Origin of the sequence: uncultured Fibrobacter sp., assembly GCF_946062555.1 — a bacterium.
In the GTDB taxonomy this organism is placed as follows: domain Bacteria; phylum Fibrobacterota; class Fibrobacteria; order Fibrobacterales; family Fibrobacteraceae; genus Fibrobacter.
Map to the genome: position 1 here is coordinate 58,447 of NZ_CAMGVQ010000011.1, position 24,847 is coordinate 83,293.

Genomic DNA, 24,847 nt, shown 5'->3' on the forward strand with positions numbered 1-24,847 from the left:
TTACATTATTAAGATAACTAAATTTTTGCATAAAAGCCAAATGATTTCTGTAAATGAACATATACAGCGGCGGCTGACGGAATTGCCGGACCGGCCGGGCGTTTATATCATGAAGAACGCCCAGGGGAAAATCATTTACATCGGAAAGGCGAAAGTGCTCAAGAACCGCGTGCGCAGCTACTTCGACGGCAGCGAGCACAACGGGCACCGCGCGGCAACGCTCATGCTCCCCTTCATCCGGGACATCGAATGGATCATTACCGAAAGCGAGCAGGAGGCGCTGATCCTCGAAGCGAACCTGATCCGCAAGCACACGCCCAAGTACAACGTGCTCCTGAAAGACGACAAGCACTTTCCGTACCTCGCGTTCTCGATCAAGGAACCCTTCCCGAGGCTCACCCTTTCGCGTTCCGTCAAGAAGGACGGCCGCCAGTACTACGGCCCCTACATGGGCTCCCGCGTTATAGACAAACTAATAGACCTCGGGGCAAGGCTTTTCAAGTTGCGGGAATGTTCCATGGAACTGCCCGCGAAGCGCCCCGTACGCCCCTGCCTCAACTACCACATCGGCCGCTGCAGCGCCCCTTGCGCAGGACTCATCAGCCAGGAAGATTACGCCAAGGATGTCGCCAACGCGAGGCTCATGCTCGAAGGCAAGCGCGCCGACCTGATCGACCAATGGCAGCGCGAAATGGAAGAGGCAAGCGCGAACCTGGACTTTGAAACCGCGATGAAAAGACGCGACGCCATCCAGGCGCTGCAGGCGACGGGTACGCACCAGAAAACCGACACCAGCGACCCGAACCTTTCCCTGGACGTAGTGACGCTACGGCGCAACGGCGACATGGCCGCGGCGGTGATTCTCGAGTACCGCAAGGGCGTGCTCATGGGCCGCAGGCATTACCGGCTGGAATGCAAGCTCGAAGACGACGAGACGGAAATCTTCAGGCAGATGGTGCTCCCGTGGTACATGGAGGCGCCCCTGATCCCTGCCGAAATCGCGACCGACATCGCGCTCCCCGACGACAAGGAGGAACTCGAGGCGGCACTCAGCAAGCAGGCAGGGCGTAAGGTGCAGTTCTCGGTTCCCCAGCGCGGCGAAAAGCTCGGCTTCCTGAGGCTTGCCGGCGCGAACGCCGACATGATCCTGGTGGAAATGCGCGCCGAGGTGCAGAAGTACAGTGAAATCGACCAGAGCGTTTTCGAGCTGCAGAAGGTTCTCGGATTAAAGAAGACTCCCTTCCGCATCGAGTGCGTGGACATTTCGCACTTAAGCGGCACGAATACCGTGGCAAGCCTCGTGGCGTTCAAGAACGGGCGCCCCGACAAAAGCAACTACCGCAAGTTTATCATCAAGACCGTCGAAGGCGTCGACGACTTTGCGAGCATGCGCGAAGTGATGACCCGCCGCATTCGCAGGCTCGAGAACGAAGGCGTGCCCATGCCCGACCTGTGGGTATGCGACGGCGGCAAGGGCCAGGTGGACGCCACGATGCAGATTCTGAAGGAGCTGGGCCACGATCAGGATCTGCCGCTGATCGGCCTCGCGAAACGCCTCGAAGAAATCGTGTTCCCCGACGACCGCAAAAGCATCGTGCTGCACCGTACGAGCCCCGCGCTGAAGCTGTTGCAGAACGCCCGCGACGAGGCGCACCGATTCGCCATCACCTATCAACGCAGCAAGCGCAAGAAGGACCTCGAAGTCGAATGGCTCAAGATGCCCGGCGTCGGCCACGAAACCCGCGTGAAAATCCTCTCGAAGTACCGCAGCGCCGAAGCCTTCATGGCGGCACCCCTCGAAGACATCGAACTGCTGCTCGGCAAGGTCCGCGGCAATAACCTCCGCGAAAAGGTGGCAGAATACTGTGCCGAGTTTATAAGACCGGATTATGAAAAACAAGATGCCGCCAGCACCGCCGACCCCGACGTCGGACAGTAAAAAATAATACTCCAAGGTGGAATAGGGCCCATTTGTCTATAAACGCCCTTTAAACCACAAATTCGCCAATTACCGAAAACAAATATTTACGAGATGAGGTTTTTACAAAGCCGTCAAAAAAAATTTCATTTTTACTCTTGTTTTTGTGTTTCAAGTTGGGTATATTAGGGGTAAAGGCATCCCACGGATTAACGCCCGATCTAACAGTATTATCAAAGCTCGTCGCTCTTGGTATTCAGTTTAGGCGCGCTACGACGCGAAAAACAAACCACCGAGGCACTGCTATCATTTCTAATGGAGTAGTTTCGAGTGTTCCACCGTGGCGTATGCCCTTTTTTTTATTCCCAGAAAACGGCAATGCGACCGACGACCCAAAAAAAGCTATCTTTGCACCGCTATTTGCAACGATGGAGTTTTTATGGCCTCTGAAAATGCGATTATCGAACGTGCCGAAATGTACCTGCGCAAGCTTTCCTGCGGAATCAACCCGCTGACAGACGAAATCCTGCCCGAAGGGGATTCCTGCAAGCAAGAACGCATCAGCAAGTGCCTCGCCTACGTGGCCTCCCTGTTGCAGCAGCAACTGAACCATGACCAGGTCGCCCCCATCGTCACCGACAAGCCCCCCCGCGCCGCAAAGCGCGCGCCCAGGTCCCAGATGCAGGAACTTTCGATCGACGCCGAGGCGCTCAAGCGCTACCGTTTCTTCGACTACCCGGTTTCGATTTCACGCGTGGTGCGCAACATCAACGAGCTGCTTCCCGACAACATGAACCACCTGCTCTATGCCGACGTGGCAAATTTCCTGGTACAGGAAGGGATCCTCTCGAGACAGGTAGCCGAAGACGGCAAGGAAGCGAACCTCCCTACGCCCGCAGGCGAAACCTACGGATTCGAGAAGGGCGAATCGGACCTGCGCGGACACCACAACATCTACACGCAATGCTGGCAGCAGGCGCAGCAGTACATTCTGGACAACATCCAGAAATGCGTCGCCATCGCCAACGAGCGTTTCGCGAACCGCAAGGCCAACCAGGACGAATGGGAAGAAAAACCCTCCTCCCGCAAGGCCAAGCAGAAATTCCGCGTGACCGTCGAGGAACTTGGCAACTACCCGACCGACGACACGCCCGTTCCCGTAAGCGAAATCGCACGCCGCCTGAACGCGCTCGTCACGGACAACATGGAACGCATTTACTACAAGGTCATCCGCGACTGGTACGTGGCCGGAGGTTATCTTGAGCTCAAGACGTCCCCCGAAGGGAAAGTCGCCTTCCTGCCCACCGCAAAGGGCTCTCTCGCAGGCCTCATGGTGGAATCGCGCACCGGGAAGGACGGAGAACTCTACGACGTGGTGATGTACGACATCAAGGCCCAGCAGCTTTACCTGGACCACCTCGCCGAGCAGGACACACCGGGCGAAAATTCCGACGAAAGCGAACAGGCGTAGCGACGCGCAACGGCGAAAAGCCTTTCCTGCGTCAAAGGACATTTGCATATACAAAAAGTTGCCGTTTCCTGCGGCAACTTTTCGCTTTTCGAACTTGGAATAAATCCGGGATTCGCCCCTACGAAGCCTTCTTGCGGCCCCTACGGGGCAACGACTCGCCGGCATCGCCGGATGCACCCTTGGCGGCATCCCCGGCAACTTCAAGTGCGAGCGTCTTGTCGGCGGACTTCTTGTCGGGAGCCTTGAGACCGTTCTTCACGATTTCGGCGGTCACCACGAATTCCTTGTTGCCGGAACCCGGCATTTCGAACATCGCACGCTGCAAGGTCTTTTCCATCACGGAGCGGAGCCCGCGGGCACCCGTCTTGCGGACCATCGTCTCGCGGACGATTTCCCTGAGGGCGTCGTCTTCGAACTTGAGCTCGATACCGTCCATCTCGAACAGGCTCTTGTACTGCTTCACAAGAGCGTTCTTCGGCTGGGTAAGGATATTCAGGAGGGCAGCCTCGTCGAGTTCCTCGAGGGCGACTGCGACCGGCAAGCGGCCCACGATTTCGGGAATCAGGCCGAACTGGATCAGGTCATCGGGCTCGAGCATCTTGAAAAGTTCGCTGAGCGAGTTTTCCTCGGCGCTGCGGATATCGGCACCGAAACCCATTCCGCCAGTATTCACGCGGCGGGAAATAATCTTGTCGAGCGTCTCGAAGGCTCCACCGCAAATGAACAGGATGTTCTTGGTATTCACCTGCACCAGCGGCTGTTCCGGATGCTTACGGCCACCCTTCGGGGGAACGGCCGCGACGGTACCTTCCAGGAGCTTCAGAAGTCCCTGCTGCACGCCTTCGCCACTCACGTCGCGAGTAATGGAGGGGTTCGCCGTCTTACGGGCAATCTTGTCGATTTCGTCGATGAAGATAATGCCGCGTTCGGCGCGGGCCACGTCATAGTCGGCGGCCTGCAAAAGGCGCACGATGATGCTGTCCACGTCTTCGCCCACGTAACCCGCCTCGGTCAGCACGGTCGCGTCGGCAATGGTAAAGGGAACATCGAGGAAGCGCGCCATGGTCTGCGCCAGGAGCGTCTTGCCCGAACCGGTAGGCCCCACCAGGAGCAGGTTCGACTTCTCGACTTCCTGCGCGTCGGGGTGAGCTTGTTTGTAACGCAGGCGCTTGTAGTGGTTGTACACCGCCACGGAAAGGGCGGTCTTCGCCTGGTCCTGGCCGATTACGTATTCGTCCAGGTGCGCCTTGATTTCGGTCGGAAGCGGAAGCGGTTTCGAAGACACCTCGGCAGCGGCAGATTCCTGCCTTGCACGGGCACGGTCTTCCTCGATAATGCGGTTACACATGGTAATGCAGTCGCTGCAGATCTGCACGCCTGCCCCCGTAATCATCTTCTCGACGCGTTCGGCGGGCTTGCCGCAAAAGCTGCAAGTCACCGTCGGGTGATTCTTCCCGCTACGATACATTAAATTCCCTCTTTACGCGGAACAAAGATTTCATCGATGACACCGAAGGCCTTGGCTTCTTCGGGGCCCATGTAGAAATCGCGGTCCGTCTTTTCGCGGACTTCGTCAATCGACTTGCCCGTGTGCTTCGCGACGATCTCGGTCAAGGTCTCCTTGGTACGCACGATTTCCTTCGCGGTAATCTGGATATCCGTAGACTGACCGGTGGCGGCACCGGACGGCTGGTGAAGCATGATGCGGGAATGCGGCAAGGCGTAACGCTTGCCCTTGGTTCCCGCGGCAAGGAGCACGGCGGCCATCGAGGCGCAACTGCCGATGCAGATGGTCGCGATATTCGGGCGCACGTGCTGCATGGTATCGTAAATGGCAAGCCCTGCCGACACGTAACCACCCGGGCTGTTGATGTACAGCGTGATATCCTTTTCCGGATTCTCGTACTCAAGGAAAATCAGCTGGGCCATGACGTTGTTCGCCACCTCGTCGTTGATCGGCGTGCCCAGAAAGATGATGCGTTCCTTGAGGAGACGGGAGTAGATATCGTAGGCGCGTTCACCGCGTCCGGTGGTCTCTATGACGGTAGGGATGATCATTCAGTTTACCTCTTACTTGTTTTCTTCGGCGGCCGGGCGGATACCGACGATAAAGTCGGCAGCCATCTGGACGCGCAATTCGTCACGCAGCTGGTTGATGCGGCCGGACTGACGGAAGTGGCCCTTCAGTGTTTCGAAATCCACATGGTAGGCCTTCGCCATTTCCTGCAGGCGGGCGTCAACGGCAGCCTGGTTCGGACGAATCTTTTCCTTTGTTGCAATAAAGTCGAGAATGCGATGTTTCTTGATTTCGCGGATAGCTTCCGGAGTGAGACCGTTCAGCTGTTCTTCGGTCGGTTCCACCACGTCCTGTTCGCTCTGGGCGTTACGGTTCAGCGTCCACTTGATGAGGTCGTAAACGCGGGACTTCGGCACTTCGAACGGGTTCTGTTCGATAATCTTGTCGAGGGCTTCGTTGATGGCCTTGTTCTTCGCGGAGTCCTGCTTCTGGCTAGCGAGACCTTCGGCGAGGTTCTGCTTGAGTTCTTCGACGTCCTTCACGCCGATCTGCTTGCAGAATTCTTCGTCCATGGTCGGCGGAACGATTTCACGCACGTCGGTCACCTCCACCTTGAACTGGGCGGTCTTGCCGCGGTAGCGTTCGTCCTTGTGGTCATCCGGGTACTTGAAGTCGATTTCCTTGGTTTCGCCGGCAGATGCACCGGTGAGGCCTTCGTCGAATCCCGGAGAAGCGGACTGGCCGAGCAGGCTGCGGAATTCCTTGTTTTCCGGGAGTTCCTGCTTTTCACCGTCGATTACCACTTCGAGGTAGTTACCCACGACCACGTCGCCCTTCTTGGCGGCACGGTCCACATGTTCGTCCTTGCTCCACATCTGGATCAGGCGGTCGTATTCTTCCTTGACTTCTTCTTCGTGGACGGCGGTTTCCGGAACGGTGATACCCGTGTCAGCGTAACCCTTGATGTCGATTTCCGGATCCATTTCGACTTCGACCTTCAGTGCGATGTCGTTTTCCTTGTCGTCCTTGAAATCCACGACCTTCATCTGGCCCACCGGAATGATGTTGGCGTTCTTGAGCGCTTCCTGAACGAGCTTGTTCACGACTTCATCCACGGCTTCCTGACGGATGGCACCGCCAAACTGCTTGAGGACCATTGCCTTCGGCACCATACCCTGACGGAAACCCTTCATGGTGACCTGCTTCTTGTACTGGTTCAGCTTCTTTTCGAAGGGGGCAGTGAGGTCCGCCTGCGGGATGGTGATTTCAAGGGTGCGCACGGTTGCGCTTGTTTCTTTGATTTCTACGCTCATGATGAACTCCGAGAGTCGGTTGAAAAGAGTAATGAAAAACATGCGAGAGGAGGGAGTCGAACCCTCACACCGAAGTGCCAGATCCTAAGTCTGGTGCGTCTGCCAATTCCGCCACTCTCGCGATTTTGCACCCAAAGATACAAAATCTCGAAGACATGCACAGCGGAAACATCTATTTTATGGCACGTTGCAAGCGCTCAGGAACATTAAAATCGGTGTTTTCATTTCTCTGGTCAACATCCTCATCCAGGGGGTGTCCGTCCTTGTACAGAATATTATCGCCAATAATCTCGGAATTGTCAAATTCGGATCGTTCGGAATTTTACAGAGCGACTACACTATCTTCTGCGCCATCGCCGATTTCGGCATGGCGATGCTGATTCTCGCCTTTTTCGGGAAACGCGCCACCCAGGGACCGCTCTTCAGAAACGTCCTGCAGCTCAGACTCTCCATGACCGCCGTTGCCGCACTGGCGATGGCAGTTTTCGCGTGCACCGTCCGCAGGGGCAGCGACATCTTCGAGGGGGAACTGATCCTTGCGCTCGGGCTCCTGTTCCAGCACGCCTTCTTCGACTGGTTCTTTATCTGCGGCCAGTTCTGGAAAAAGCTCCTGCTCTCCAAAATACTCCATACGGTTTCGTACTGCACCGTCATGGGTGTCGCCCTGTGCGTCTTCAAGTTCGACACCATCCCCTCCATCGCGGGCGCCATGATCGTCGCGGCACTCCCCGCGTTCGGTTTCGGTGTCGGCCAGGCCTTCAGCCTGAAGGTGCTGCAGGTGGGCCAGCACACCTTGCGCTTCTTCAAGCTCATGTTCAAGGCAGCGTGCCCCTACGCGCTGTCGAGCCTCGCGAGCTTCGCCTACCTGCCCGTGGGCCTCTACACGGTCGCCCACTTCTCCACCCCCGAATTCCTGGGCGCCTACAACTTCTCGCACAAGCTGGTCCTCCTCGCCTCGGGACTCATGGTACACTTCATCTCGTCGAGCCTGATCACGCTGCACCAGACCGACAGCCGCATGCTCCACCTGCGCGACCAGGCCACCTTCACGCTGTTCATCGTCGCGGTAACGACCCCCTTCTGGCTTTTCCCGCAGTACACGCTCCGCATCGTCTTCTTTGCGGCGCCCTGGACTCCCGACGTTCTCGAGACCAGCTGTCACTGCCTGCGGATCCTCGCCTGCTCGCTTATCCTGCAGGCCACCCGCATGGGCATGATTTCGACACTTCTAAAGGAAAAACGCACCTGGCTCTACGGCGCCATGATTACCGCAGGCGGGCTCCTGAACATCGCCGTCTGCATCACCGGAGCAAGCAGGCTCCCGTCCACCTATCTCCCGGCGCTAACGCTCACCGGCGACCTGTTGCTCAGCCTGCAGCTCGCCGCATACTTTATCCGAAACAGGCGTATCCGCTGGTAAACGCCCCTTCGGCAATTTCCAGGCGCAGGCCGTCGTCACGGCAAACACGAGCATTCCCCAGATACAATAGATGCCCTGCTTGTAGCCCGACGTAAAGAACCACCAGCCGACAAAGTAAATGAAGAACGAATAGAGCGCCACCTGCCTTGGCGAATACGGCCCGCACAGCTTGAGATACAAAAGGGTAAGCCCCATGCCGCACAGCAACGGAAGGAAGAACACCCCAAGCATGTGGAAGTCCTTGTAGACATCCCAGAGGTAACTCACCGAATTGAAACCGTACACCTTCTGGATGCGCTCGTTGAACGCATCGTCCCAACGGAAGCTCTGCCTGAAACTGCCACTGATACGGGCATATTCAAAAATACCATGAAAGAAATCTATGCCGTAAGTATGCGGATGGATTTCCCTGTCCGTCGGAGAATTGACCGCATAATCCAGGTTCCAGTAATTGTTCGCCACGTAAATGTACGGAAGCTTCATCACCACGTCCATGGCCTTGCCCTGCACATCGCTGCCGCCATACTGCGCACGCAGACTACTGATCCCCACGAAAACCGCAACGGCAAGAACAAGAAAAATGCTGATTATCACCGGGGATATCCGCTTATACATGTAATTCGCCAGGATAATCAGAAATCCCACACTGAAAAAAAGCGACGTTCTGTTGGGATAGGCAAAGAGATTCAGCGTTATCGTAAAGAGAACCATGAACTTCGATACAACCCGAACCGCACGGTCGTCATTGAACTTTTTGAAGGCGGCTACGGAAAAAAGCAAAACCGACAGCGGACCGCTACTGACCAGCAACGCATAATAACCGTAGTTGATGTCCTTCGACATCCACTTGGCCGGATCGTCCGTAAAGATAAGCAGGTTCCCGGCCATCTGCACCACGCCGAAAACACCGACGGCAAAAGCGGCAAAGGCCACAAACGAGAACACCAGGTGCAGACGCCAGTTGTAGTTCCTCGGCGGCGAGGGCGGGGCGATATCGCAGGGAACCCGTTTCGACTTGGCGATTAGCTTCACCAGGAAACTCCCCGTACAGAAGGAAAGCATCCCGAGAATCCAGATCATCCAGGTCTTGGGCTTGAAATCCGACATCGCCTCGTCGAGACGCAGGTATGCAATCCCGAGAGTGATGCTCTGCGAAAAGACATAGACGGTAATGGGGCTGAAGAAATCCTTCTTGAGCCAGACCGCCTGCACCAGACAAAAAAGGGACAGCGCAAAGGCGAATATCGACTCCGGATATTCCGTTACCCAGGAGAACATCAACTATCCCTTGGATTTCCTGCGGAAAAATCCCTTGAAGGCGATCCATTCGCGGGCGACATCGGAACCCTTGCGCTCTTCCTCCTCGAAGTAGACGAGCAGGTTGCAAAGGATCGTTCCCAGGAGCACGGCGACGGCAAAGGTGAAGACGAGCGTCACGCCACGGAGCGGGTAGATCTTCTTGTCGTTTTCCCAGGGAGCCTCCAGGATGTGGAGGTTCGTCAGCATCTTCGCCTCTTCAAGCTTCAACTGCTCACTCTGCTGTCGGAGCAGCTTGTACATCGCCTCCTGCACGCGGATCTCGTTCTCGCGGCGCATGTACTCGAGGCCGAGTCCCGGAGACTTCTTGAGGGCGACCATGCCCATGTTGCGGTTCTTGCCGTTCAGGGCGCCATGCAACGCGGTATTCACGCTGCTGTAGCGCTTGCTGAGTTCGTCGTAACGCTTGCTGCCCGTGCCGCGGTCCGCCTTCTCGAAGGCGAGCTCCATCGCCACTTCCTCGCGCTTCGCCTGCAAAGAGCTCATGTACTTGAGCGTCGATTCGAGCTGTATCTCGGGATCGTAGAAATCGTTATCCACCTGGAACTTCACGAAATCCTCGAGGAGCGAATCCAGCGCGTGTTCGCAGCTGTCGAGCCTCGACTGGAAATATTCCCTGGACTGCTTCGCCTGCGCCGTCTTGAACGCGTTGAACGCGGAGTCCGCCTTTTCGAGCATGAACGAGACCATCCTTGCGGCAAGCTTGTAATCCTCGTCCTCCATCGAAACCGCGAACATGTCGTCCTTGTTCATTTCGACACCAAAGTGCTTGCGGAACTTTTTAAGAAGATCGGCATGGAACCTTCCGTCGAACTCGTAATGCTCCGCCAGGTTGAACTCGCGGATGACCTGGTCATGGAGTTCCCAGGAATTGAAAATCGTGGAAACCGCGTTGGCGTCCTCGTCGCTCGAGGTCAACCCGAGCAGGGAACTCATCCCGGACATCCCGCCCATCATGGAACTGAGGCCGCTCAGCGATGCCTGCGAGACAGGCGGAGGCGTCACGACCGCGGTCGCCGCGTACATGGGCTTGATCACCCACATGACCGCCACAAAAACGGCAAGCGTAGGCAACAGGACTATGGCCGAAAACAACTTGAAGTGCTTCAGGTCGCCATTGATCGCCTTCAAAAGGATTTCAATCAAGCCGATGGAGGATTGTCTTTCCATAAAACGCTAGTTGTTGTAGTTTACGTAAATGATGAACGCCGAGGAAATCACGGTCAGGAGCGACGCGAGGAACAAGGTGAAATCCTTGAACGATTCGTAATGGCTCTTGGGAACCTCGATATAGTCTCCCGGCATAATCTGGTCCTCGGTCACGCTCAGCTTGAGCGCCTCGGGGTTCTTGCCGCGCCAGACCTTGATCTGGTTCCAGGATCCCGAAATCGTGTTGATTCCCGATGCGGCCACGTAGTCGATAGCGTGCCACGAGGGGTCGTACGGATGGCGCCCGATATAGTTGACGGCACCGCCCACGTACACGAGCATGTCCTGCACCGTGAACTCGACTTCCGTATTGGGGGCAACCTTCGTCTGCTTCATCTCGGAAATCGTAATCCAGCGGGGAGCCTGCCCCGGTTCGCGGACGCACACGGCCTTGTAGCCATAGTTCTGCATACGGGCACCGCCCGCGAGGTCAAAGTATTCCTGCAGGGTGCGGCCTTCCTGGTAGGCGACGCTCGTCCTGTAGCCCGGGAACAACAGGGACACGTTGTCGCTAATTTCCACGAACGGGACGAAAACCTTGTCGCCCTGCTTGAGCATGATGTCGTCCTCGAAATTTCCCTTCATGTACATGGCGCTGTAGTCGATATGCAGGGTGTCGTTGTCACGGATGACCATGATGTTCTCGTTGTTGGCCGTCGGAAGGAGACCGCCCACCTGGCGCAGGAAATAGCTCAGGCGCGTCTGCGGTTCCACCAGCTGCTGGCCCACCATGGAGATGGCGCCCATCGCATTCACCTTGAACTTCTTGAGCGCCGCGAGCTGCACAAAGCACTGTTCGCGCTTGTAGCGCTTGGCCGCAAGATCCAGAATCAGCTCGCGCGCCTCGGCAAGAGTATGCCCGCCCACCACCACGGCACCGCATTCCTCGATGGCCACGGAGCCGTCCGGGTACACCTGCAGCGACAAGTAGTTGTCCTCGAGCATCAGGTCCAGAAAGTCGCCTGGTCCGAGAATGTAGGTGGAGTCCACGGGAACTTCCGAAAAGGACGGCTGCAGGGCCGCGCTGCTACGCGACAAGACACCGTCCTTCTTCGCGGGAAAAGCACCCGACGACTGAAATAAATCATCGTCCGCAAAAGCCGATACGCACAGAAAAGCTATAAATAAGACAAAATAACGCATGTTTCTATAAAATACAAAATTTCCTAACGAAAGGAATCTTCGAAAGCACAAACGAAACTGCCAAATCCATGCCAACACGGAACGCAACAAACGCATATCCAGGCAGGAAAGAAATCATCAACCCAGATCTCCTCAAAAAAAAACGGGGACCGAATCATACCGGTCCCTGTTTTCAATCTTTTTGCAAAGATCAATTATGCCTTGCTTTCGCCTTCGACCATGCTCACGGCTTCGGACTTGGCAGGTTCGGCAGCCTTCTTGGCCTTCACGACGATTTCGTCTTCGACGAGACCGACGAGAGCCATTTCGGAAGCGTCACCAGCGCGGTTCGGGCCGAGCTTGATGATACGGGTGTAGCCGCCGTTACGGCCAGCATAGCGAGGACCGATCGTTGCGAACAGGTCCTGCACGGCCTTCGGGCTCATCACGAAGCGGGAAGCTTCACGACGTGCAGAGAGGTCACCCTTCTTTGCATAAGTGATCATGCGATCCACGCAGCTGCGGACGAGCTTAGCCTTGTGGAGAGTAGTGCGCACGTAGCGGTTGCTCTGCTCGGCTTCCATGCCCTTCTCAAGAATAGAAGTGGTAAGAGCGCGGAGGATGGCACGCTTGTGCTGGGCATTCACGCCCAATTTCTTGTTTTTTACACCGTGTCTCATGTTTAATCCTTCAAGTAGTCATCGACGTCCATGCCAAAGGAAAGGCCCATGGAGGTCAACACCTCGTTAAGTTCCACCAAGGACTTCCGACCGAAGTTCTTGTATTTAAGCATATCGTTTTCCTTGTTGCGCACAAGTTCGCCAATCGTATGGATGTTAGCCATACGGAGGCAGTTGCTGGAGCGAACGGAGAGTTCCAGATCGTCCACGCGGGTGCGCAGGAGCTGGGCGATACGCTGACGTTCTTCATCCATTTCAAGTTCTTCAGGGCTTTCGAGATCGCCTTCGAAGTTGATGAAGATTTCCAGGTGGTCCATGAGGAGCTTTGCAGCGTATGCAAGAGCGTCTTCCGGATCGATGGAACCGTCAGTCGTGATTTCCAGTTCCAGACGGTTGTAGTCCGTCTTCTGGCCAACGCGGGTATCGCTGATGTGCATCGCGACTTTCTGCACCGGGTTGAAGTTGGCGTCCATGGCGATCACGCCGATCGGAGCGTCCTTGTCCTTCAATTCGTCGGCAGTGACGTAGCCGCGACCGCTGGAAATCTTCACTTCCAGGGAGAGCGATGCGTTACCGTTCAAAGTAGCGATATGGACGTCCGGAGTCAAGATGGCGACATTCGGATTGTCCATGAAGTCCTTGGCCGTGACTTCGCCTTCGCCGGACATGTCCAGGCGGAGGGTTTCGTCGTGGTCGGACAGGAGCTTCACGCGGATGCTCTTGAGATTCAGGATGATGTCGGTGACATCTTCCTTCACACCCGGAATCGTCGAAAATTCCTTATCGACGCCTTCAATTTTCACGGAGACAATAGCCGCACCCTGCAGAGAGGAAAGGAGCGAGCGACGGAGGGCGTTACCGAGGGTAATACCCCAGCCACGTTCCAAAGCCTCTACGACAAACTTGGCGTAGCGACCGTCTTCGCCGGTTTCCACTTTCTGGAAGCTGCGCGGCATCTGAAGTGATTTCCACATCATTGGCGATACCTCTTTTAATTAGACTCTTCTCTTCTTTTTAGGACGGCAACCATTGTGCGGAACGCCCGTCACGTCTCGAATAGAGAGAACTTCGAGGCCCGCATTCTTGATAGCACGGACAGCGGATTCACGACCGCCACCTGCGCCCTTGACGCGGACATCTACCTTGCGCATACCGAGGTCGAAAGCCTTGTGGGCAGCGACTTCAGCGGCGAGCTGGGCAGCGAACGGAGTGCTCTTGCGAGAGCCCTTGAAACCGGAGTTACCCGGAGAGCCCCAAGCGACCACGTTGCCGCGAGCATCGGTGATAGAAACGATTGTATTGTTGAAGGAAGCGAACACGCAGGCGATGCCCTGGATGTCAATACGCTTCTTGCCCTTCTTGACCTTTTCTTCTGTAGCAGCAGCGACCGGAGCTTCGGCAGCGGCAGCAGTTTCCTTAATTTCTTCTTCAGCCACGATGAATCTCCTTACTTCTTCTTGTTAGCCACAGTCTTCTTGGGGCCCTTACGAGTGCGGGCATTGGTACGGGAGCGCTGACCGCGGACCGGAAGGCCCTTGCGGTGGCGGAGGCCACGATAGCAGCCAATATCCTGCAGACGCTTAATGTTCAAGGTAATTTCTGCGCGGAGCTGACCTTCCACGGAGTATTCGTCTTCGAGGAGATGGCGAATCTTACCTTGTTCTTCTTCAGTCAGGTCGTCACACTTCTTGTTCTTGTCGATGCCCAGCTGAGCACAGACCTTGTTAGCGGTGAACAGACCGACACCATAGATTGCCGTCAGACCGTACTCGACGGTCTTGTTTTTCGGTAAATCGACACCAGCGATACGTGCCATACGATCTCCTTATCCCTGCTTCTGCTTGTGACGGGGGTTCTTCGAACAGATGATGCGCAATACACCCTTGCGGCGGATGATCTTGCAGTTTTCACATCTGGGTTTGATGGAGGCTTTGATTTTCATAGGTTTGACCTTTCTTTGAAAATACCTATTACTTGTAACGGTATGTGATTCGCCCACGATTGAGGTCGTAGGGGGAAATCTCTACCAACACTTTGTCGTCCGGCAAAATTCGAATGAAATGCCGACGCATTTTTCCTGAAACATGAGCGAGAATCTCGTGGCCATTTCCAAGCTGGACACGGAAGAAGGCGTTGGGAAGAGCTTCCAACACAACACCTTCTACTTGTATTCCTTCTTCTTTAGCCACTAGGACGCCATCCTGCCGCGAATGCGGCCATGCTTGAGGAAACCTTCATAATTCTTGGTATGCAACTGGGCTTCGAGTTGACGGAGCGTATCCAGTGCCACACCGACCACGATAAGTACCGAGGTGCCCCCAATATAGAAACTCATATTGAGTGCGTCTTTGAGATGGAGCGGACCAACGCTGATTAAAGCGAGGAAAAGCGATCCAGGCAAAGAAATTCTCGTGAGAACGTGGTCTATGTACCTTGCAGTTTCGTTACCCGGACGGATTCCCGGTATAAATCCACCACTTCTCTTGAGGTTTTCGGCAATGTCGTTAGGGTTGTACTGGATTGCCGTGTAGAAGTAGGTGAAGAATATAATCAGGAGAGCGAAGATCACACTGTAGGTAATATGACCCGGGATGAACGCAGCCGCAAAGGACTGCATCGCGGAAACGTTCGGGAACCAGGAAGCGATCATGGCCGGAATGAACATGATGCAACTTGCGAAGATCACGGGAATCACGCCAGCGGTATTCACCTTGAAAGGCAGATAGCTGGACTGACCGCCCACGACCTTGGAGCCGACCGTCCTGCGAGGACTTTGGAGTGGAATGCGACGGTTCGCTTGCTCGACGAATACGATAAAGCCGATAATCAGCACGACGACAGCGAGAATGAAGATCTCGATGGCGAGAGGCTGGATATCTTCCTTAAACATTTCAAATTCTGCAAGGGCAGCCCGCGGAAGGCCGCCGACGATACCGGCGAAGATGATAAGAGAAATACCGTTACCCACACCGTGCGAGGTAATCTGCTCGCCCAGGTACATCACGAAGATCGTACCAGCGGTGAAGGTCAGGGTAGCTAGTAAGCGGAAACCGATGTTTCCGGCACCAGAGGAGAAGTCATCAGCCAAGACAGACACTCCGGCACCGGTAGCGGTTGTCACCTTAAGGGACGAAAGCCACACAGAAATGCCCCATCCCTGCAAGGCAGCGAGTGCTACCGTAAAGTAACGGGTATATTGGTTCAGCCTAGCGCGCCCTTCCTGACCTTCCTTCTGAAGCATCTGGATAGCGGGAATCACGGAGCCCATCAACTGGATGATGATGCTCGCGCTGATGTACGGCATGATACCCAGGGCAAAGATGGTCGCCTTGGCGAACGCACCGCCCGTGAAGGAGTCATACAGGCCGAACAAATTATTCGAGTTACGGAAGAACTCCGCCAGAACGGCAGAATTCACTCCGGGGATGGTGATGTGAGCGCCAAGGCGATAGATGATCAGAACACCGAGCGTAAAAAGGAGCTTTTTACGCAGGTCCTCGATCTTGAACGCATTGGCGAACGCATCGATAGCTTTCTTGAGAGCTTCCATTAGACGATCTCGACTTTGCCGCCAGCAGCTTCGATCATGGCCTTGGCCTTTTCGCTGATGGCGTTAACCTTTACATTGATTGCCTTGTCGATGGTACCAAAAGCGAGAACCTTGACCGGCAGTTCGATGTTCTTGATGAAACCCTGGTCAAACAGAGCCTGGGCGTCGAAGTCCGTCACGCTGCAAGAAGCGAGCTTCTTGAGGTTAACGATCTGGAATTCAACACCGGCGTGCTTGAAGCCACGCTTCGGGATGCGACGGTGGATCGGCATCTGGCCGCCTTCGAAAGCGACACGACCGGCCTGTGCACTCTTACGAGCGCCGGCACCCTTCTGACCACGGCCAGCGGTGGTGCCCCAACCGGAACCCGGACCGCGACCAATGCGCTTGCGGCTCTTGCCCTTGGCAGCCTTGCCAGGATTGAGAGTATTGAGTTCCATCTTAGATCTCCTCGACCTTCACCATGTCAGCCACGGCATTGATCATGCCCTGGATGCTGGGGGTCAAAACGTGTTCAACAGACTGTCCGATCTTGCGGAGGCCGAGAGCAGCCACGTTAGCGCGGTGCATCGGGAGACGACGGACAGTACCCTTAATCAAAGTAATACGAACTTTCTTCATCGTGTATTACTCCTTAGGCATTGGCACCGCGGAGAGCGGCGCAGTCCTGTTTGTTCTTCTGAGCCAAGAGACCTTCGAGGCAGGCGCTCACGACAGTGCTCGGGTTGGAAGAACCGTGAATCTTGGTGAGGATGTTGCGCACACCGGCCAGTTCGAGAACGGCACGGGCAGCGGCACCGGCGATAACACCAGTACCCGGGGCAGCAGGCATCAAGAGGATGCGGGTAGCGCCGCTCTTGACTTCGATGTCGTGGGGGATGGTGCCGTCGAGGAGCTGCACTTCAACAATGTTGCGCTGAGCGGCTTCGGTACCCTTACGGATGGCTTCGGAAACTTCCTTAGCCTTGCCGAGACCGACACCGACCTTGCCGTTCTTGTTGCCGACGACAACGAGAGCGGAGAAGGACATGCGGCGACCGCCCTTGACGGTTTTCGCGCAACGGTTGATGTGTACAACCTTGTCTTCAAATTCAGAAACTTGAGCTTCGCGTTCCAAAGTGTACCTCACTAGAATTTGAGTCCGCCTTCACGAGCTCCCTCAGCGAGAGCCTGAACGCGACCGTGATAGATGTAACCGCCGCGGTCAAAGACCACGGATTCAATGCCCTTGGACTTAGCGACTTCAGCAATCTGGAGACCGAGCTGCTTGCTCTGTTCCGACTTCGTCATTTCACCGAACTTAGCCTGGAATTCCTTGGCGGTGGTGGTGAGCTGGACGAGAGACTTGTTGTTTTCGTCGTCGATAATCTGGGCTACCATGTGGGACAAGGAACGGCGAACAGCCAAACGAGGGCATTCTGCAGTTCCGACAACAGACTTGCGCACACGTTCGTGGCGTGCGATTCTGGACTGGATTCTTTTCTTAGCAATTGCAGTCATAGTTTACCCTTATTTACCTGTCTTCTTACCTTGCTTACGACGGACAATTTCGCCTTCGTACTTGATGCCCTTGCCCTTATACGGTTCAGGCTTGCGGTACTTGCGGATTTCTGCCGCAGCTTGGCCGACCTTCTGCTTGTCAATGCCCTTGATGGAAATCTTCAGCGGGTCGAGAGCCTTGAGTTCGACACCTTCGGGAGCCTTGAAGATGACCGGGTGAGAGAAGCCGAGAACCAGGTTGAGGTCCTTGCCCTTCTGTTCAACACGGTAGCCAACGCCCACGATTTCGAGCGTCTTCTGGAAACCCTTGGTCACGCCTTCGACCATGTTGGCGACGAGAGCGCGAGTGGTGCCGTGGATGGCACGGGAGAACTTCTGATCGTCAGGACGAGAGAAGGAAAGCTGGTTGCCTTCGAGCTTGATTGCAATCAGTTCATGAACGTCGGTCTCGAGCTTGCCGAGAGGACCTTCAACCTTGATGTTCTGACCATTGACGGCGACTTTCACGCCAGCCGGGATATTGATAATAGCTTTACCGATACGGGACATCTTTACCATACCTTTGCGATGACTTCACCACCCACGTTTTCCTTGCGGGCTTCGTGGTCGGTCATCACGCCTTTAGATGTGGAGATGATAGCATAGCCAAGGCCGTTGCGGACGCGCGGAAGCTTAGCAGCGTCGACATAGTGACGCAGACCAGGCGACGAAATGCGCTGGATGCCCTGGATAGCGGATTCGCCCTTCGTGTAGCGGAGGAGGACCTTGAGGATGCCCTGCTTACCGTCATCGACGACGACGAACTTTTTAATGAAACCTTTTTCCTGCAACACGCGAGCGATTTCACGCTTCAAGTTGCTGGCAGGAATGTCCACCACGGGGAGCTTTGCCGAAGCGGCATTGCGGATACGGGTGAGCATATCGGCGATAGGATCTGTCATTGCCATGAGTATACTCTCCTTACCAAGACGACTTTGTGATACCGGGGATTTCGCCGGCGAGTGCCATTTCGCGGAAGCAAATACGGCAAAGGCCAAAGCGGCGCATAAAGGCGTGCGGCCTACCGCAACGCTTGCAACGGTTGTACCCACGAACGGTATACTTCGGAGTACGCTTGCATTTTTCAATCATTCTTTTGCTTGCCATGGTATTACCTTACTTCCTGAAGGGGAGTCCAAGTTCTTCAAGCAGGGCGCGGCCTTCGTCGTCCGTCTTTGCAGAGGTCACGAAGGAGATGTCCATACCGAAAGTACGAGAAATCTTGTCAATGTCGATTTCAACAAAGATGGTCTGTTCCTTGATGCCGAGGGTGAAGTTACCCATGCCATCAAAGCCACGGCGTGCGAGACCACGGAAGTCACGGACACGCGGAAGGTCGATGTTGATGAGACGGAAGAGGAAGTCCCACATGTTGTCGCCGTGCAGGGTGACCTTGGCACCGATGCCAACGCCTTCGCGCAGGTGGAACTGGGCGATAGCCTTCTTGGCGTTGGTGACGACGGCCTTCTGACCGGTAATGGCGGTCAGGGTATCGACGGCTTCATCCAGGATCTTGCGGTTAGAGGCGGCAGCGCCGACACCCATGTTGAGCACGATCTTCTGGAGGCGGGGAATTTCCATCACGTTCTTGTAAGCAAACTTCTGCTGCAAGGCCGGAACGACTTTTTCGAGATAAAATTGCTTCATCTGGTTCATGTGTTACCTCTAGATAGCCTTGCCGGACTTGACGCTCACGCGGGAAACCTTCTTGCCGGCTTCGCGCACGATACGTGTACGGACAGGAGTGTTGCCTTCGAGAAGCATCACGTTGGAAATGTCGATCGGCAGTTCCTTTTCGATGATGCCACCCGTCTGATTGGTCTGGGACGGCTTTTCATGACGCTTGCGGACGTTCACGCCCGAAACGGTCACCTTGCCATCCTTGACACTAATCACGGTGCCGGTCTTGCCCTTGTTGGCACCGGAAATCACCTTGACGTTATCATTCTTCTTGATGTTTGCCATTAGAGAACCTCAGGTGCGAGGGAGATGATCTTCATGTATTTCTTGTCACGGAGCTCACGAGCCACCGGTCCAAAAATACGGGTTCCACGGGGTTCGCCATCCTTGTTGATGAGAACCACGGCATTGTCCGAGAAACGGATGAACGTTCCATCGGGACGTGCGATTTCCTTGCGCGTGCGAACGACGACGGCGTCAGCTACGGAACCCTTCTTCACCTTGCTCTGGGGGATTGCGTCCTTGACGGCAACCTTGATGACATCACCGATGCTGGCATAGCGACGGTTGGTGCCACCCAAAACGCGGATGCAGGCGACTTCCTTGGCTCCACTGTTATCGGCCACGACGAGTCTGGTTTCTTCTTGAATCATATTCGCCTTACTCCAAAACGATTATTTCTTCTTAGCTACAATGCGAACGAGGCGCCAGCGCTTCGTTGCAGAGAGCGGACGAGTTTCCATGATTTCCACCAGGTCGCCTTCGCCGGCTTCGTTGTTTTCATCGTGAGCCTTGAGCTTCTTGGTGGTGGTCATGATCTTGTTGTACACCGGGTGACGCTTACGGTTTTCAACTACGACGGTGATGGTCTTGTCCATCTTGTCAGAGCTGACGACACCCTGTCTTACCTTACGAAGGTTTCTATCCATTTCCTGCTCCTGCCCGGCTTATGCCTTGGCCTTTTCGGTGAGGATGGTCTTGACCCTAGCGATATCCTTGCGGGTATTGCGGATCGAAGAGGGTTTTTCCAAGTTACCGAGCTTGGCAGCCATACGGTAATTGAACAAATCGAGATTCAACTGAGCCAGTTTTTCCTTGAGCTGGTCAACGCCCAGTTCCTTTAATTCACGTGCCTTCATTAGATCTCCGATTCTTCGATGATTTTGCACTTGAGGGGGAGCTTCTGTGCTGCGACATGGAGAGCTTCCATGGCCAGTTCACGTTCGACACCACCCATTTCGAAAATGATGCGACCCGGGAGGATAACGGCTGCCCAGAATTCGACGGCGCCCTTACCCTTACCCATACGGGCTTCAGCGGGGTGACGGGTAACCGGCTTGTCGGGGAAGACGCGGATCCAGACGCGGCCACCGCGCTTGATCTTACGGGTCATGGCGATACGAGCGGCTTCAATCTGACGAGCAGTCAGCCAGCACTTTTCAAGAGCCTGAATGCCGAATTCGCCGAAGGCGATGGAATTGCCGCGGGAGGCAATGCCCTTCATGCGGCCTTTCATCTGCTTACGATGTAATGTTCTTTTAGGACTCAGCATAATTACTTCTCTCTCTTGTTATCGTTCATGACGTCCTTGCCAATCTTTTCGCCGTGCATGATCCAGACCTTGATACCGATGGCACCATAAACGGTCTTGGCGATAGCAGTAGCGTAGTCGATGTCGGCACGGAGAGTGTGCAGAGGCACGCGGCCTTCGGCATACTTTTCGACGCGGGCAATTTCGGCACCACCGAGACGGCCACCGCACTGCACCTTGATACCTTCCACACCCATGCGCATAGCGGACTGGATGGCGCGCTTCATGGCGCGACGGAAAGAAATACGCTTTTCGAGCTGACGTGCAATGTTTTCGGCAACCAGCTTGGCATCCGTTTCGGGACGCTTGATTTCCTGGACGTTAATATAGATTTCTTTACCGGTGAGGAACTGGAGTTCGCCCTTGAGCTTCTCCAATTCTTCGCCCTTACGGCCGATCACGATACCCGGACGGGCGGTAAAGAGGTTCACGTTCACCTTCTTGACGGTACGTTCGATGCCGACCTTGGAGAGGGAGGCATGTTCGAAACGCTTCATCAAGTAGCGACGGAGCACGATGTCTTCATAAAGAAGATCGGCAAACTTGTCTTCGGCATACCACTTGGATTCCCAGCCGCGGATAACGCCAAGACGAAGACCATTCGGATGAGTTTTCTGACCCATTGTAATTACTCCTTGTTGGCCACAACGACTGTGATGTGAGAGAGCGGCTTTTCGATACGGAAAGCACGGCCCTGGGAACGCGGGTGGATACGCTTCATAATGGTACCACCGTCGGCAGTGATGGTCTTGACAACCAGTTCTTCGGCGGCAACGGCACCAGCGGCCTTCTGCTTGAAGTTAGCGACAGCGGACTTCAGAGCATTTTCGACCAGCGGGGCACCCTTGGTCTGCGTGTGGAGAATAGAAAGCATTGCGAATGCTTCTGCAACGGACTTGCCGCGAACCAGGTCGACAACGCGACGGAGCTTGCGGACGCCGTAACGGACGTTTTTCACTTTAGCAACAGCTTGCATTATTTCTTTCCTCCAGCGGCGGTTTCAGTCTTACGGTGACCGCGGAAAGTGCGGGTCATGGAGAATTCACCCAGCTTGTGGCCGACCATGTTTTCGGTGACGTACACAGGGATGAACTGCTTGCCGTTATAGACGGAGAACGTAAGTCCGACCATATCAGGAATGATGGTGGAACGACGGGACCAGGTCTTGATAGCCTGTTTCTTGTCGGAACCGGCCATCGCCTGGGCTTTGCTCAAAACGTGGGAATCCACGAAAGCGCCTTTTTTAAGGGATCTGGACATGAATTAGGCCCTCTTCTGACGACGACGTACGATAAACTTATCGGTACGCTTATTGTTACGAGTTTTGGCACCCTTAGAGTTCTTACCCCAAGGAGAGCACGGATGACGACCACCAGAGGTACGACCTTCACCACCACCAAGGGGGTGATCGACCGGGTTCATAACGACACCACGGACGGACGGGCGAATACCGAGCCAGCGAGAGCGGCCAGCAGAACCCGAGGATTCATTCATGTGATCGATATTGGAAACCTGACCGACGACTGCGAGGCATTCTTCCGGAATGTAGCGAACTTCGCCACTCGGGAGCTTGACCTGGCAGAGCTTTCCGTCCTTGGCAACCAGTTCTGCACCGGCACCGGCGGAACGGGCGATCTGGGCACCCTTGCCCGGTTTCATTTCGATGTTGTGGATAATGGTGTTCAGCGGAATATCGCGGAGCGGAATAGCGTTACCCACGCGGAATTCGGCACCTTCGCCGGAATTCAGCACGTCACCGACCTTGATTTCGGCCGGGGCGATGATGTAGCAGCGCTTGCCGTTCTGGTACTTGACCAGGGCGATACGAGCGGAACGGTTCGGATCGTATTCGATCGTTTCAACCGTGCAGGGGATGCCTGCGAACTTGCGCTTGAAGTCGATGATACGATACAGTTTCTTGTGACCACCACCGCGACGGCGGGAGGTGATTTCACCGGCGTTGTTACGGCCGGAGCTACGCTTGATGCCTTCGGTGAGCGGCTTGTACGGCTTGTCCGCAGTGATTTCCTTGCGGTCACCAATCTGCTTGTAGCGCAGCGTCGGGGTAAGCGGGCGATAAGACTTCAGACCCATGATTATACTCCTTCGAACTCGGCAATCTTTTGCCCGGCCTTAAGCGTGATGTAGGCCTTCTTCCAGTTGGACTTCTTGCCGGAGACCATGCCCATACGAACGCGCTTCATCTTGCCGCGGTTGATAAGGGTGTTGACGGAATCGACCTTGACATTGAAACGCTTTTCGATGGCGTCCTTGATCTCGGTCTTCGTTGCGGTCTTGGCAACCTTGAAAACATACTTGTGCACGTCGTTACGCTTGTTGACCATGTTCTTCATGGTCTCTTCGGTAATGTGCGGTGCAACGAGGATTTCGTGAAGTTCACTCATTAGCGGCCTCCTTCCAGTTCGGCGAGAGCTGCCTGGGAGATGACGACGTTGTTGGCGCGAACGATGTCGTAAGTATTGACATCGGCAACGCGGGCGCAACGGCACCAAGGAATGTTGTTAGAAGACAGGTAAAGGTTCTTGTCAGCTTCGCTCACGAGGAAGAGAGCGTTGCGCTGTTCGAGACCGGCCTTAGAAAGGACGGCGAGGAGATCCTTGGTCTTCGGGGCGTCGAAAGCGAGAGCTTCGAACACCTGCACCTTGCCTTCGGCAGCCTTAGCAGCGAGAGCAGAGCGGAAAGCGATCTTCTTGACCTTCTTGTTCACCTTTTCAAAGTAGTCATGGGACTTCGGACCATGAGCCTTGGCACCACGAACCCACACTGCAGAGGTGTTCTGACCGGAACGAGCGCGGCCGGTACCCTTCTGCTTCCAGGGCTTCTGACCACCACCGCTAACGGCGGACTTGTTCTTGGTCTGGGCAGTGCCCTGACGGTTGTTGTTCAGAATAGCCTTGATATGCAAGTACATGCAGACCTTGTTGACTTCCTGATCGAACATGGCCGGGAGCTGAATATCATTCTTGAAATCGCCAGTAGCGGCGAAAAGCTTTGCTGTAGCCATTAGTCTTTCCTCACCACGATGATGCTGTTCTTTGCACCGGGAACTGCACCGCGGACAAAGATCAAGTTGCGGTCGCCGTCAACCTTGACGACCTGGAGGTGCTTCACGGTCACTTTCTTGTTACCGAACTGACCGGCCATACGCTTGCCCGGGAAAACGCGGCCCGGATAAGAGTGAGCGGACGTACCACCCGGTTCGCGCATGTTGTGCGTACCGTGAGAACGAGGACCGCTGTGGAAGTTATGGCGCTTGATGGTACCGGAGAAGCCGTGACCCTTGGAAAGGCCCGAGACATTCACCATCTTCACATCGGCGAAGTCGGCTGCACCGAATTCCTTGCCAACCGGCCAGGCTTCGAGATCAGCGACATCGAATTCAGCGAGGTGTTCACGAACAGCGACATCAGCCTTCTTGAAGTGGCCGATTTCTGCCTTGTTGGCGCGCTGTTCTTTCTTGAGACCAAAGCCGATCTGGACAGCAGTGTAGCCGTCCTTCTCTTCTGTCTTATGGCAAACGACCACGCACGGACCGGCTTCGAGAACCGTTACAGGGACGCGTTCGCCCTGTTCCGTGAACACTTGGGTCATTCCCAATTTCTTTGCGAGAATACCGTTCATTGTTATTAAACCTTAATTTCGACTTCAACGCCTGCCGGCAAGTCAAGTTTCATGAGGGAATCTACAGTCTGCGGCGTAGCATCAAGGATGTCGATCAGACGCTTGTGCGTACGGGATTCGAACTGTTCACGGGAAGTCTTGTTGATATGCGGAGAGCGAATCACCGTATACTTCTGGATCTTCGTCGGAAGAGGGATGGGGCCGGCAATGCGTGCCCCAGTGTTCTTAGCTGTATTCACGATGTCTTGAGCGGAGCGGTCGATCATACGATGGTCGAAGCTCTTCAAGCGAATACGAATGCGTTCACCAGCCATGATAATTCCTTACTTGATGATTTCGGTTACGGAGCCAGCGCCAACGGTACGGCCACCTTCGCGG

The 24,847-nt window shown here is 55.1% G+C and carries 37 protein-coding genes and 1 tRNA gene; 3 read left to right on the top strand and 35 right to left on the bottom strand.

The features are described 5' to 3' along the window. The first annotated feature begins 40 nt into the window (after window positions 1–40). Window positions 41–1,939 carry an excinuclease ABC subunit UvrC gene (gene uvrC, locus Q0P86_RS04990; RefSeq protein ID WP_294112057.1) on the top strand — a complete coding sequence of 633 codons (1,899 nt, stop codon included), beginning with the start codon at window positions 41–43 and terminating at the stop codon, window positions 1,937–1,939. A 418-nt stretch (window positions 1,940–2,357) separates the two neighbouring features. Next, window positions 2,358–3,389, top strand: coding sequence for a hypothetical protein (locus Q0P86_RS04995; RefSeq protein WP_295037813.1), 1,032 nt, complete (start codon window positions 2,358–2,360; stop codon window positions 3,387–3,389). Window positions 3,390–3,507: 118 nt separating this feature from the next. On the opposite strand, the gene clpX is transcribed toward Q0P86_RS04995, so the two are convergent. From clpX to Q0P86_RS05015, 4 genes are all read right to left on the bottom strand, one after another. Beyond that, entirely contained in the window at window positions 3,508–4,857 is a 1,350-nt protein-coding gene (gene clpX, locus Q0P86_RS05000) for an ATP-dependent Clp protease ATP-binding subunit ClpX (RefSeq protein WP_291025618.1), read from the bottom strand. Continuing rightward, on the bottom strand, window positions 4,857–5,447 hold the full coding sequence (locus Q0P86_RS05005) for an ATP-dependent Clp protease proteolytic subunit (protein WP_072980662.1): 591 nt from the start codon (window positions 5,445–5,447) through the stop codon (window positions 4,857–4,859). The genes clpX and Q0P86_RS05005 overlap by 1 nt, the downstream gene beginning before the upstream one ends. Window positions 5,448–5,459: 12 nt before the next feature. Continuing rightward, a complete protein-coding gene (tig, locus tag Q0P86_RS05010) occupies window positions 5,460–6,719 on the bottom strand; it encodes a trigger factor (RefSeq protein WP_295037815.1) in 1,260 nt (419 codons plus the stop codon). Between the two features lie 41 nt (window positions 6,720–6,760). Beyond that, window positions 6,761–6,840: transfer RNA gene (locus Q0P86_RS05015), tRNA-Leu, on the bottom strand. 66 nt (window positions 6,841–6,906) lie between these two features. Here Q0P86_RS05015 and Q0P86_RS05020 point away from each other — a divergent pair. Beyond that, window positions 6,907–8,139 (top strand): oligosaccharide flippase family protein, encoded by a 1,233-nt coding sequence (locus Q0P86_RS05020; RefSeq protein ID WP_295037817.1) that lies wholly within the window; start codon window positions 6,907–6,909, stop codon window positions 8,137–8,139. Here Q0P86_RS05020 and Q0P86_RS05025 read toward each other — a convergent pair. The 31 genes from Q0P86_RS05025 to rpsJ all read right to left on the bottom strand — a co-directional run bounded on the left by Q0P86_RS05025 (window position 8,062) and on the right by rpsJ (window position 24,783). Beyond that, the gene (locus tag Q0P86_RS05025) at window positions 8,062–9,417 is read right to left on the bottom strand and encodes an O-antigen polymerase (protein WP_291025615.1); all 1,356 of its coding nucleotides are present in this window, start codon (window positions 9,415–9,417) and stop codon (window positions 8,062–8,064) included. The two genes, Q0P86_RS05020 and Q0P86_RS05025, sit on opposite strands and share 78 nt — an antisense overlap. Window positions 9,418–9,420: 3 nt before the next feature. Beyond that, the gene (locus tag Q0P86_RS05030; RefSeq protein WP_290996484.1) at window positions 9,421–10,626 is read right to left on the bottom strand and encodes a lipopolysaccharide biosynthesis protein; all 1,206 of its coding nucleotides are present in this window, start codon (window positions 10,624–10,626) and stop codon (window positions 9,421–9,423) included. 6 nt (window positions 10,627–10,632) lie between these two features. Next, window positions 10,633–11,808, bottom strand: coding sequence for a polysaccharide biosynthesis/export family protein (locus tag Q0P86_RS05035; protein WP_294112050.1), 1,176 nt, complete (start codon window positions 11,806–11,808; stop codon window positions 10,633–10,635). 194 nt (window positions 11,809–12,002) lie between these two features. Continuing rightward, window positions 12,003–12,467, bottom strand: coding sequence for a 50S ribosomal protein L17 (gene rplQ, locus Q0P86_RS05040; protein ID WP_072980650.1), 465 nt, complete (start codon window positions 12,465–12,467; stop codon window positions 12,003–12,005). 2 nt (window positions 12,468–12,469) lie between these two features. Then, the gene (locus tag Q0P86_RS05045; RefSeq protein ID WP_072980648.1) at window positions 12,470–13,444 is read right to left on the bottom strand and encodes a DNA-directed RNA polymerase subunit alpha; all 975 of its coding nucleotides are present in this window, start codon (window positions 13,442–13,444) and stop codon (window positions 12,470–12,472) included. Window positions 13,445–13,462: 18 nt separating this feature from the next. Then, entirely contained in the window at window positions 13,463–13,903 is a 441-nt protein-coding gene (gene rpsK / locus Q0P86_RS05050; RefSeq protein ID WP_083564584.1) for a 30S ribosomal protein S11, read from the bottom strand. An 11-nt stretch (window positions 13,904–13,914) separates the two neighbouring features. Further along, on the bottom strand, window positions 13,915–14,283 hold the full coding sequence (rpsM, locus tag Q0P86_RS05055; protein WP_073057038.1) for a 30S ribosomal protein S13: 369 nt from the start codon (window positions 14,281–14,283) through the stop codon (window positions 13,915–13,917). Window positions 14,284–14,292: 9 nt separating this feature from the next. Beyond that, a complete protein-coding gene (rpmJ, locus tag Q0P86_RS05060; protein ID WP_014546097.1) occupies window positions 14,293–14,409 on the bottom strand; it encodes a 50S ribosomal protein L36 in 117 nt (38 codons plus the stop codon). A gap of 28 nt (window positions 14,410–14,437) precedes the next feature. After that, on the bottom strand, window positions 14,438–14,656 hold the full coding sequence (gene infA, locus Q0P86_RS05065; RefSeq protein ID WP_014546098.1) for a translation initiation factor IF-1: 219 nt from the start codon (window positions 14,654–14,656) through the stop codon (window positions 14,438–14,440). After that, entirely contained in the window at window positions 14,656–16,017 is a 1,362-nt protein-coding gene (gene secY, locus Q0P86_RS05070) for a preprotein translocase subunit SecY (RefSeq protein WP_072980646.1), read from the bottom strand. Before secY ends, infA begins: the two co-directional genes overlap by 1 nt. Further along, window positions 16,017–16,457 carry a 50S ribosomal protein L15 gene (rplO, locus tag Q0P86_RS05075; RefSeq protein ID WP_290996481.1) on the bottom strand — a complete coding sequence of 147 codons (441 nt, stop codon included), beginning with the start codon at window positions 16,455–16,457 and terminating at the stop codon, window positions 16,017–16,019. Before rplO ends, secY begins: the two co-directional genes overlap by 1 nt. Window position 16,458: 1 nt before the next feature. Continuing rightward, on the bottom strand, window positions 16,459–16,638 hold the full coding sequence (gene rpmD / locus Q0P86_RS05080; protein WP_072799953.1) for a 50S ribosomal protein L30: 180 nt from the start codon (window positions 16,636–16,638) through the stop codon (window positions 16,459–16,461). Between the two features lie 13 nt (window positions 16,639–16,651). Continuing rightward, complete coding sequence (gene rpsE, locus Q0P86_RS05085) at window positions 16,652–17,134, bottom strand: 30S ribosomal protein S5 (protein WP_072799952.1); 483 nt, start codon at window positions 17,132–17,134, stop codon at window positions 16,652–16,654. An 11-nt stretch (window positions 17,135–17,145) separates the two neighbouring features. Further along, window positions 17,146–17,517, bottom strand: a complete 372-nt coding sequence (gene rplR / locus Q0P86_RS05090) for a 50S ribosomal protein L18 (RefSeq protein ID WP_072980642.1) — start codon at window positions 17,515–17,517, stop codon at window positions 17,146–17,148. A 9-nt stretch (window positions 17,518–17,526) separates the two neighbouring features. Continuing rightward, window positions 17,527–18,066, bottom strand: a complete 540-nt coding sequence (rplF, locus tag Q0P86_RS05095) for a 50S ribosomal protein L6 (RefSeq protein ID WP_290996511.1) — start codon at window positions 18,064–18,066, stop codon at window positions 17,527–17,529. A gap of 2 nt (window positions 18,067–18,068) precedes the next feature. Beyond that, on the bottom strand, window positions 18,069–18,464 hold the full coding sequence (gene rpsH / locus Q0P86_RS05100; protein WP_073057028.1) for a 30S ribosomal protein S8: 396 nt from the start codon (window positions 18,462–18,464) through the stop codon (window positions 18,069–18,071). Window positions 18,465–18,477: 13 nt separating this feature from the next. Next, a complete protein-coding gene (locus tag Q0P86_RS05105; protein ID WP_072980638.1) occupies window positions 18,478–18,663 on the bottom strand; it encodes a type Z 30S ribosomal protein S14 in 186 nt (61 codons plus the stop codon). 9 nt (window positions 18,664–18,672) lie between these two features. Next, window positions 18,673–19,212 (bottom strand): 50S ribosomal protein L5, encoded by a 540-nt coding sequence (rplE, locus tag Q0P86_RS05110; protein WP_290996478.1) that lies wholly within the window; start codon window positions 19,210–19,212, stop codon window positions 18,673–18,675. Window positions 19,213–19,221: 9 nt separating this feature from the next. Beyond that, window positions 19,222–19,521, bottom strand: coding sequence for a 50S ribosomal protein L24 (rplX, locus tag Q0P86_RS05115; protein ID WP_295037823.1), 300 nt, complete (start codon window positions 19,519–19,521; stop codon window positions 19,222–19,224). Then, on the bottom strand, window positions 19,521–19,889 hold the full coding sequence (gene rplN, locus Q0P86_RS05120; RefSeq protein WP_072799946.1) for a 50S ribosomal protein L14: 369 nt from the start codon (window positions 19,887–19,889) through the stop codon (window positions 19,521–19,523). Before rplN ends, rplX begins: the two co-directional genes overlap by 1 nt. Before the next feature lie 21 nt (window positions 19,890–19,910). Beyond that, the gene (gene rpsQ, locus Q0P86_RS05125; RefSeq protein ID WP_072980632.1) at window positions 19,911–20,165 is read right to left on the bottom strand and encodes a 30S ribosomal protein S17; all 255 of its coding nucleotides are present in this window, start codon (window positions 20,163–20,165) and stop codon (window positions 19,911–19,913) included. An 18-nt stretch (window positions 20,166–20,183) separates the two neighbouring features. After that, a complete protein-coding gene (gene rpmC, locus Q0P86_RS05130; RefSeq protein WP_072799944.1) occupies window positions 20,184–20,375 on the bottom strand; it encodes a 50S ribosomal protein L29 in 192 nt (63 codons plus the stop codon). Continuing rightward, on the bottom strand, window positions 20,375–20,788 hold the full coding sequence (rplP, locus tag Q0P86_RS05135; protein WP_072980630.1) for a 50S ribosomal protein L16: 414 nt from the start codon (window positions 20,786–20,788) through the stop codon (window positions 20,375–20,377). Before rplP ends, rpmC begins: the two co-directional genes overlap by 1 nt. Window positions 20,789–20,790: 2 nt before the next feature. Then, window positions 20,791–21,450, bottom strand: coding sequence for a 30S ribosomal protein S3 (gene rpsC / locus Q0P86_RS05140; protein ID WP_072980628.1), 660 nt, complete (start codon window positions 21,448–21,450; stop codon window positions 20,791–20,793). A 5-nt stretch (window positions 21,451–21,455) separates the two neighbouring features. After that, the gene (gene rplV, locus Q0P86_RS05145; RefSeq protein ID WP_072799941.1) at window positions 21,456–21,803 is read right to left on the bottom strand and encodes a 50S ribosomal protein L22; all 348 of its coding nucleotides are present in this window, start codon (window positions 21,801–21,803) and stop codon (window positions 21,456–21,458) included. Continuing rightward, the gene (gene rpsS / locus Q0P86_RS05150) at window positions 21,803–22,087 is read right to left on the bottom strand and encodes a 30S ribosomal protein S19 (protein ID WP_072980626.1); all 285 of its coding nucleotides are present in this window, start codon (window positions 22,085–22,087) and stop codon (window positions 21,803–21,805) included. The genes rplV and rpsS overlap by 1 nt, the downstream gene beginning before the upstream one ends. A gap of 3 nt (window positions 22,088–22,090) precedes the next feature. Next, window positions 22,091–22,921: a 50S ribosomal protein L2 gene (gene rplB, locus Q0P86_RS05155; protein WP_072980624.1), complete on the bottom strand. Its 831-nt coding sequence runs from the start codon at window positions 22,919–22,921 to the stop codon at window positions 22,091–22,093. Between the two features lie 2 nt (window positions 22,922–22,923). Further along, entirely contained in the window at window positions 22,924–23,232 is a 309-nt protein-coding gene (gene rplW / locus Q0P86_RS05160; protein ID WP_295037828.1) for a 50S ribosomal protein L23, read from the bottom strand. Continuing rightward, window positions 23,232–23,852, bottom strand: coding sequence for a 50S ribosomal protein L4 (gene rplD / locus Q0P86_RS05165; RefSeq protein WP_072980620.1), 621 nt, complete (start codon window positions 23,850–23,852; stop codon window positions 23,232–23,234). The genes rplW and rplD overlap by 1 nt, the downstream gene beginning before the upstream one ends. Further along, the gene (rplC, locus tag Q0P86_RS05170; protein ID WP_072980618.1) at window positions 23,852–24,469 is read right to left on the bottom strand and encodes a 50S ribosomal protein L3; all 618 of its coding nucleotides are present in this window, start codon (window positions 24,467–24,469) and stop codon (window positions 23,852–23,854) included. Before rplC ends, rplD begins: the two co-directional genes overlap by 1 nt. 5 nt (window positions 24,470–24,474) lie before the next feature. After that, on the bottom strand, window positions 24,475–24,783 hold the full coding sequence (gene rpsJ / locus Q0P86_RS05175; RefSeq protein WP_072799935.1) for a 30S ribosomal protein S10: 309 nt from the start codon (window positions 24,781–24,783) through the stop codon (window positions 24,475–24,477). Window positions 24,784–24,847 lie beyond the last annotated feature (64 nt).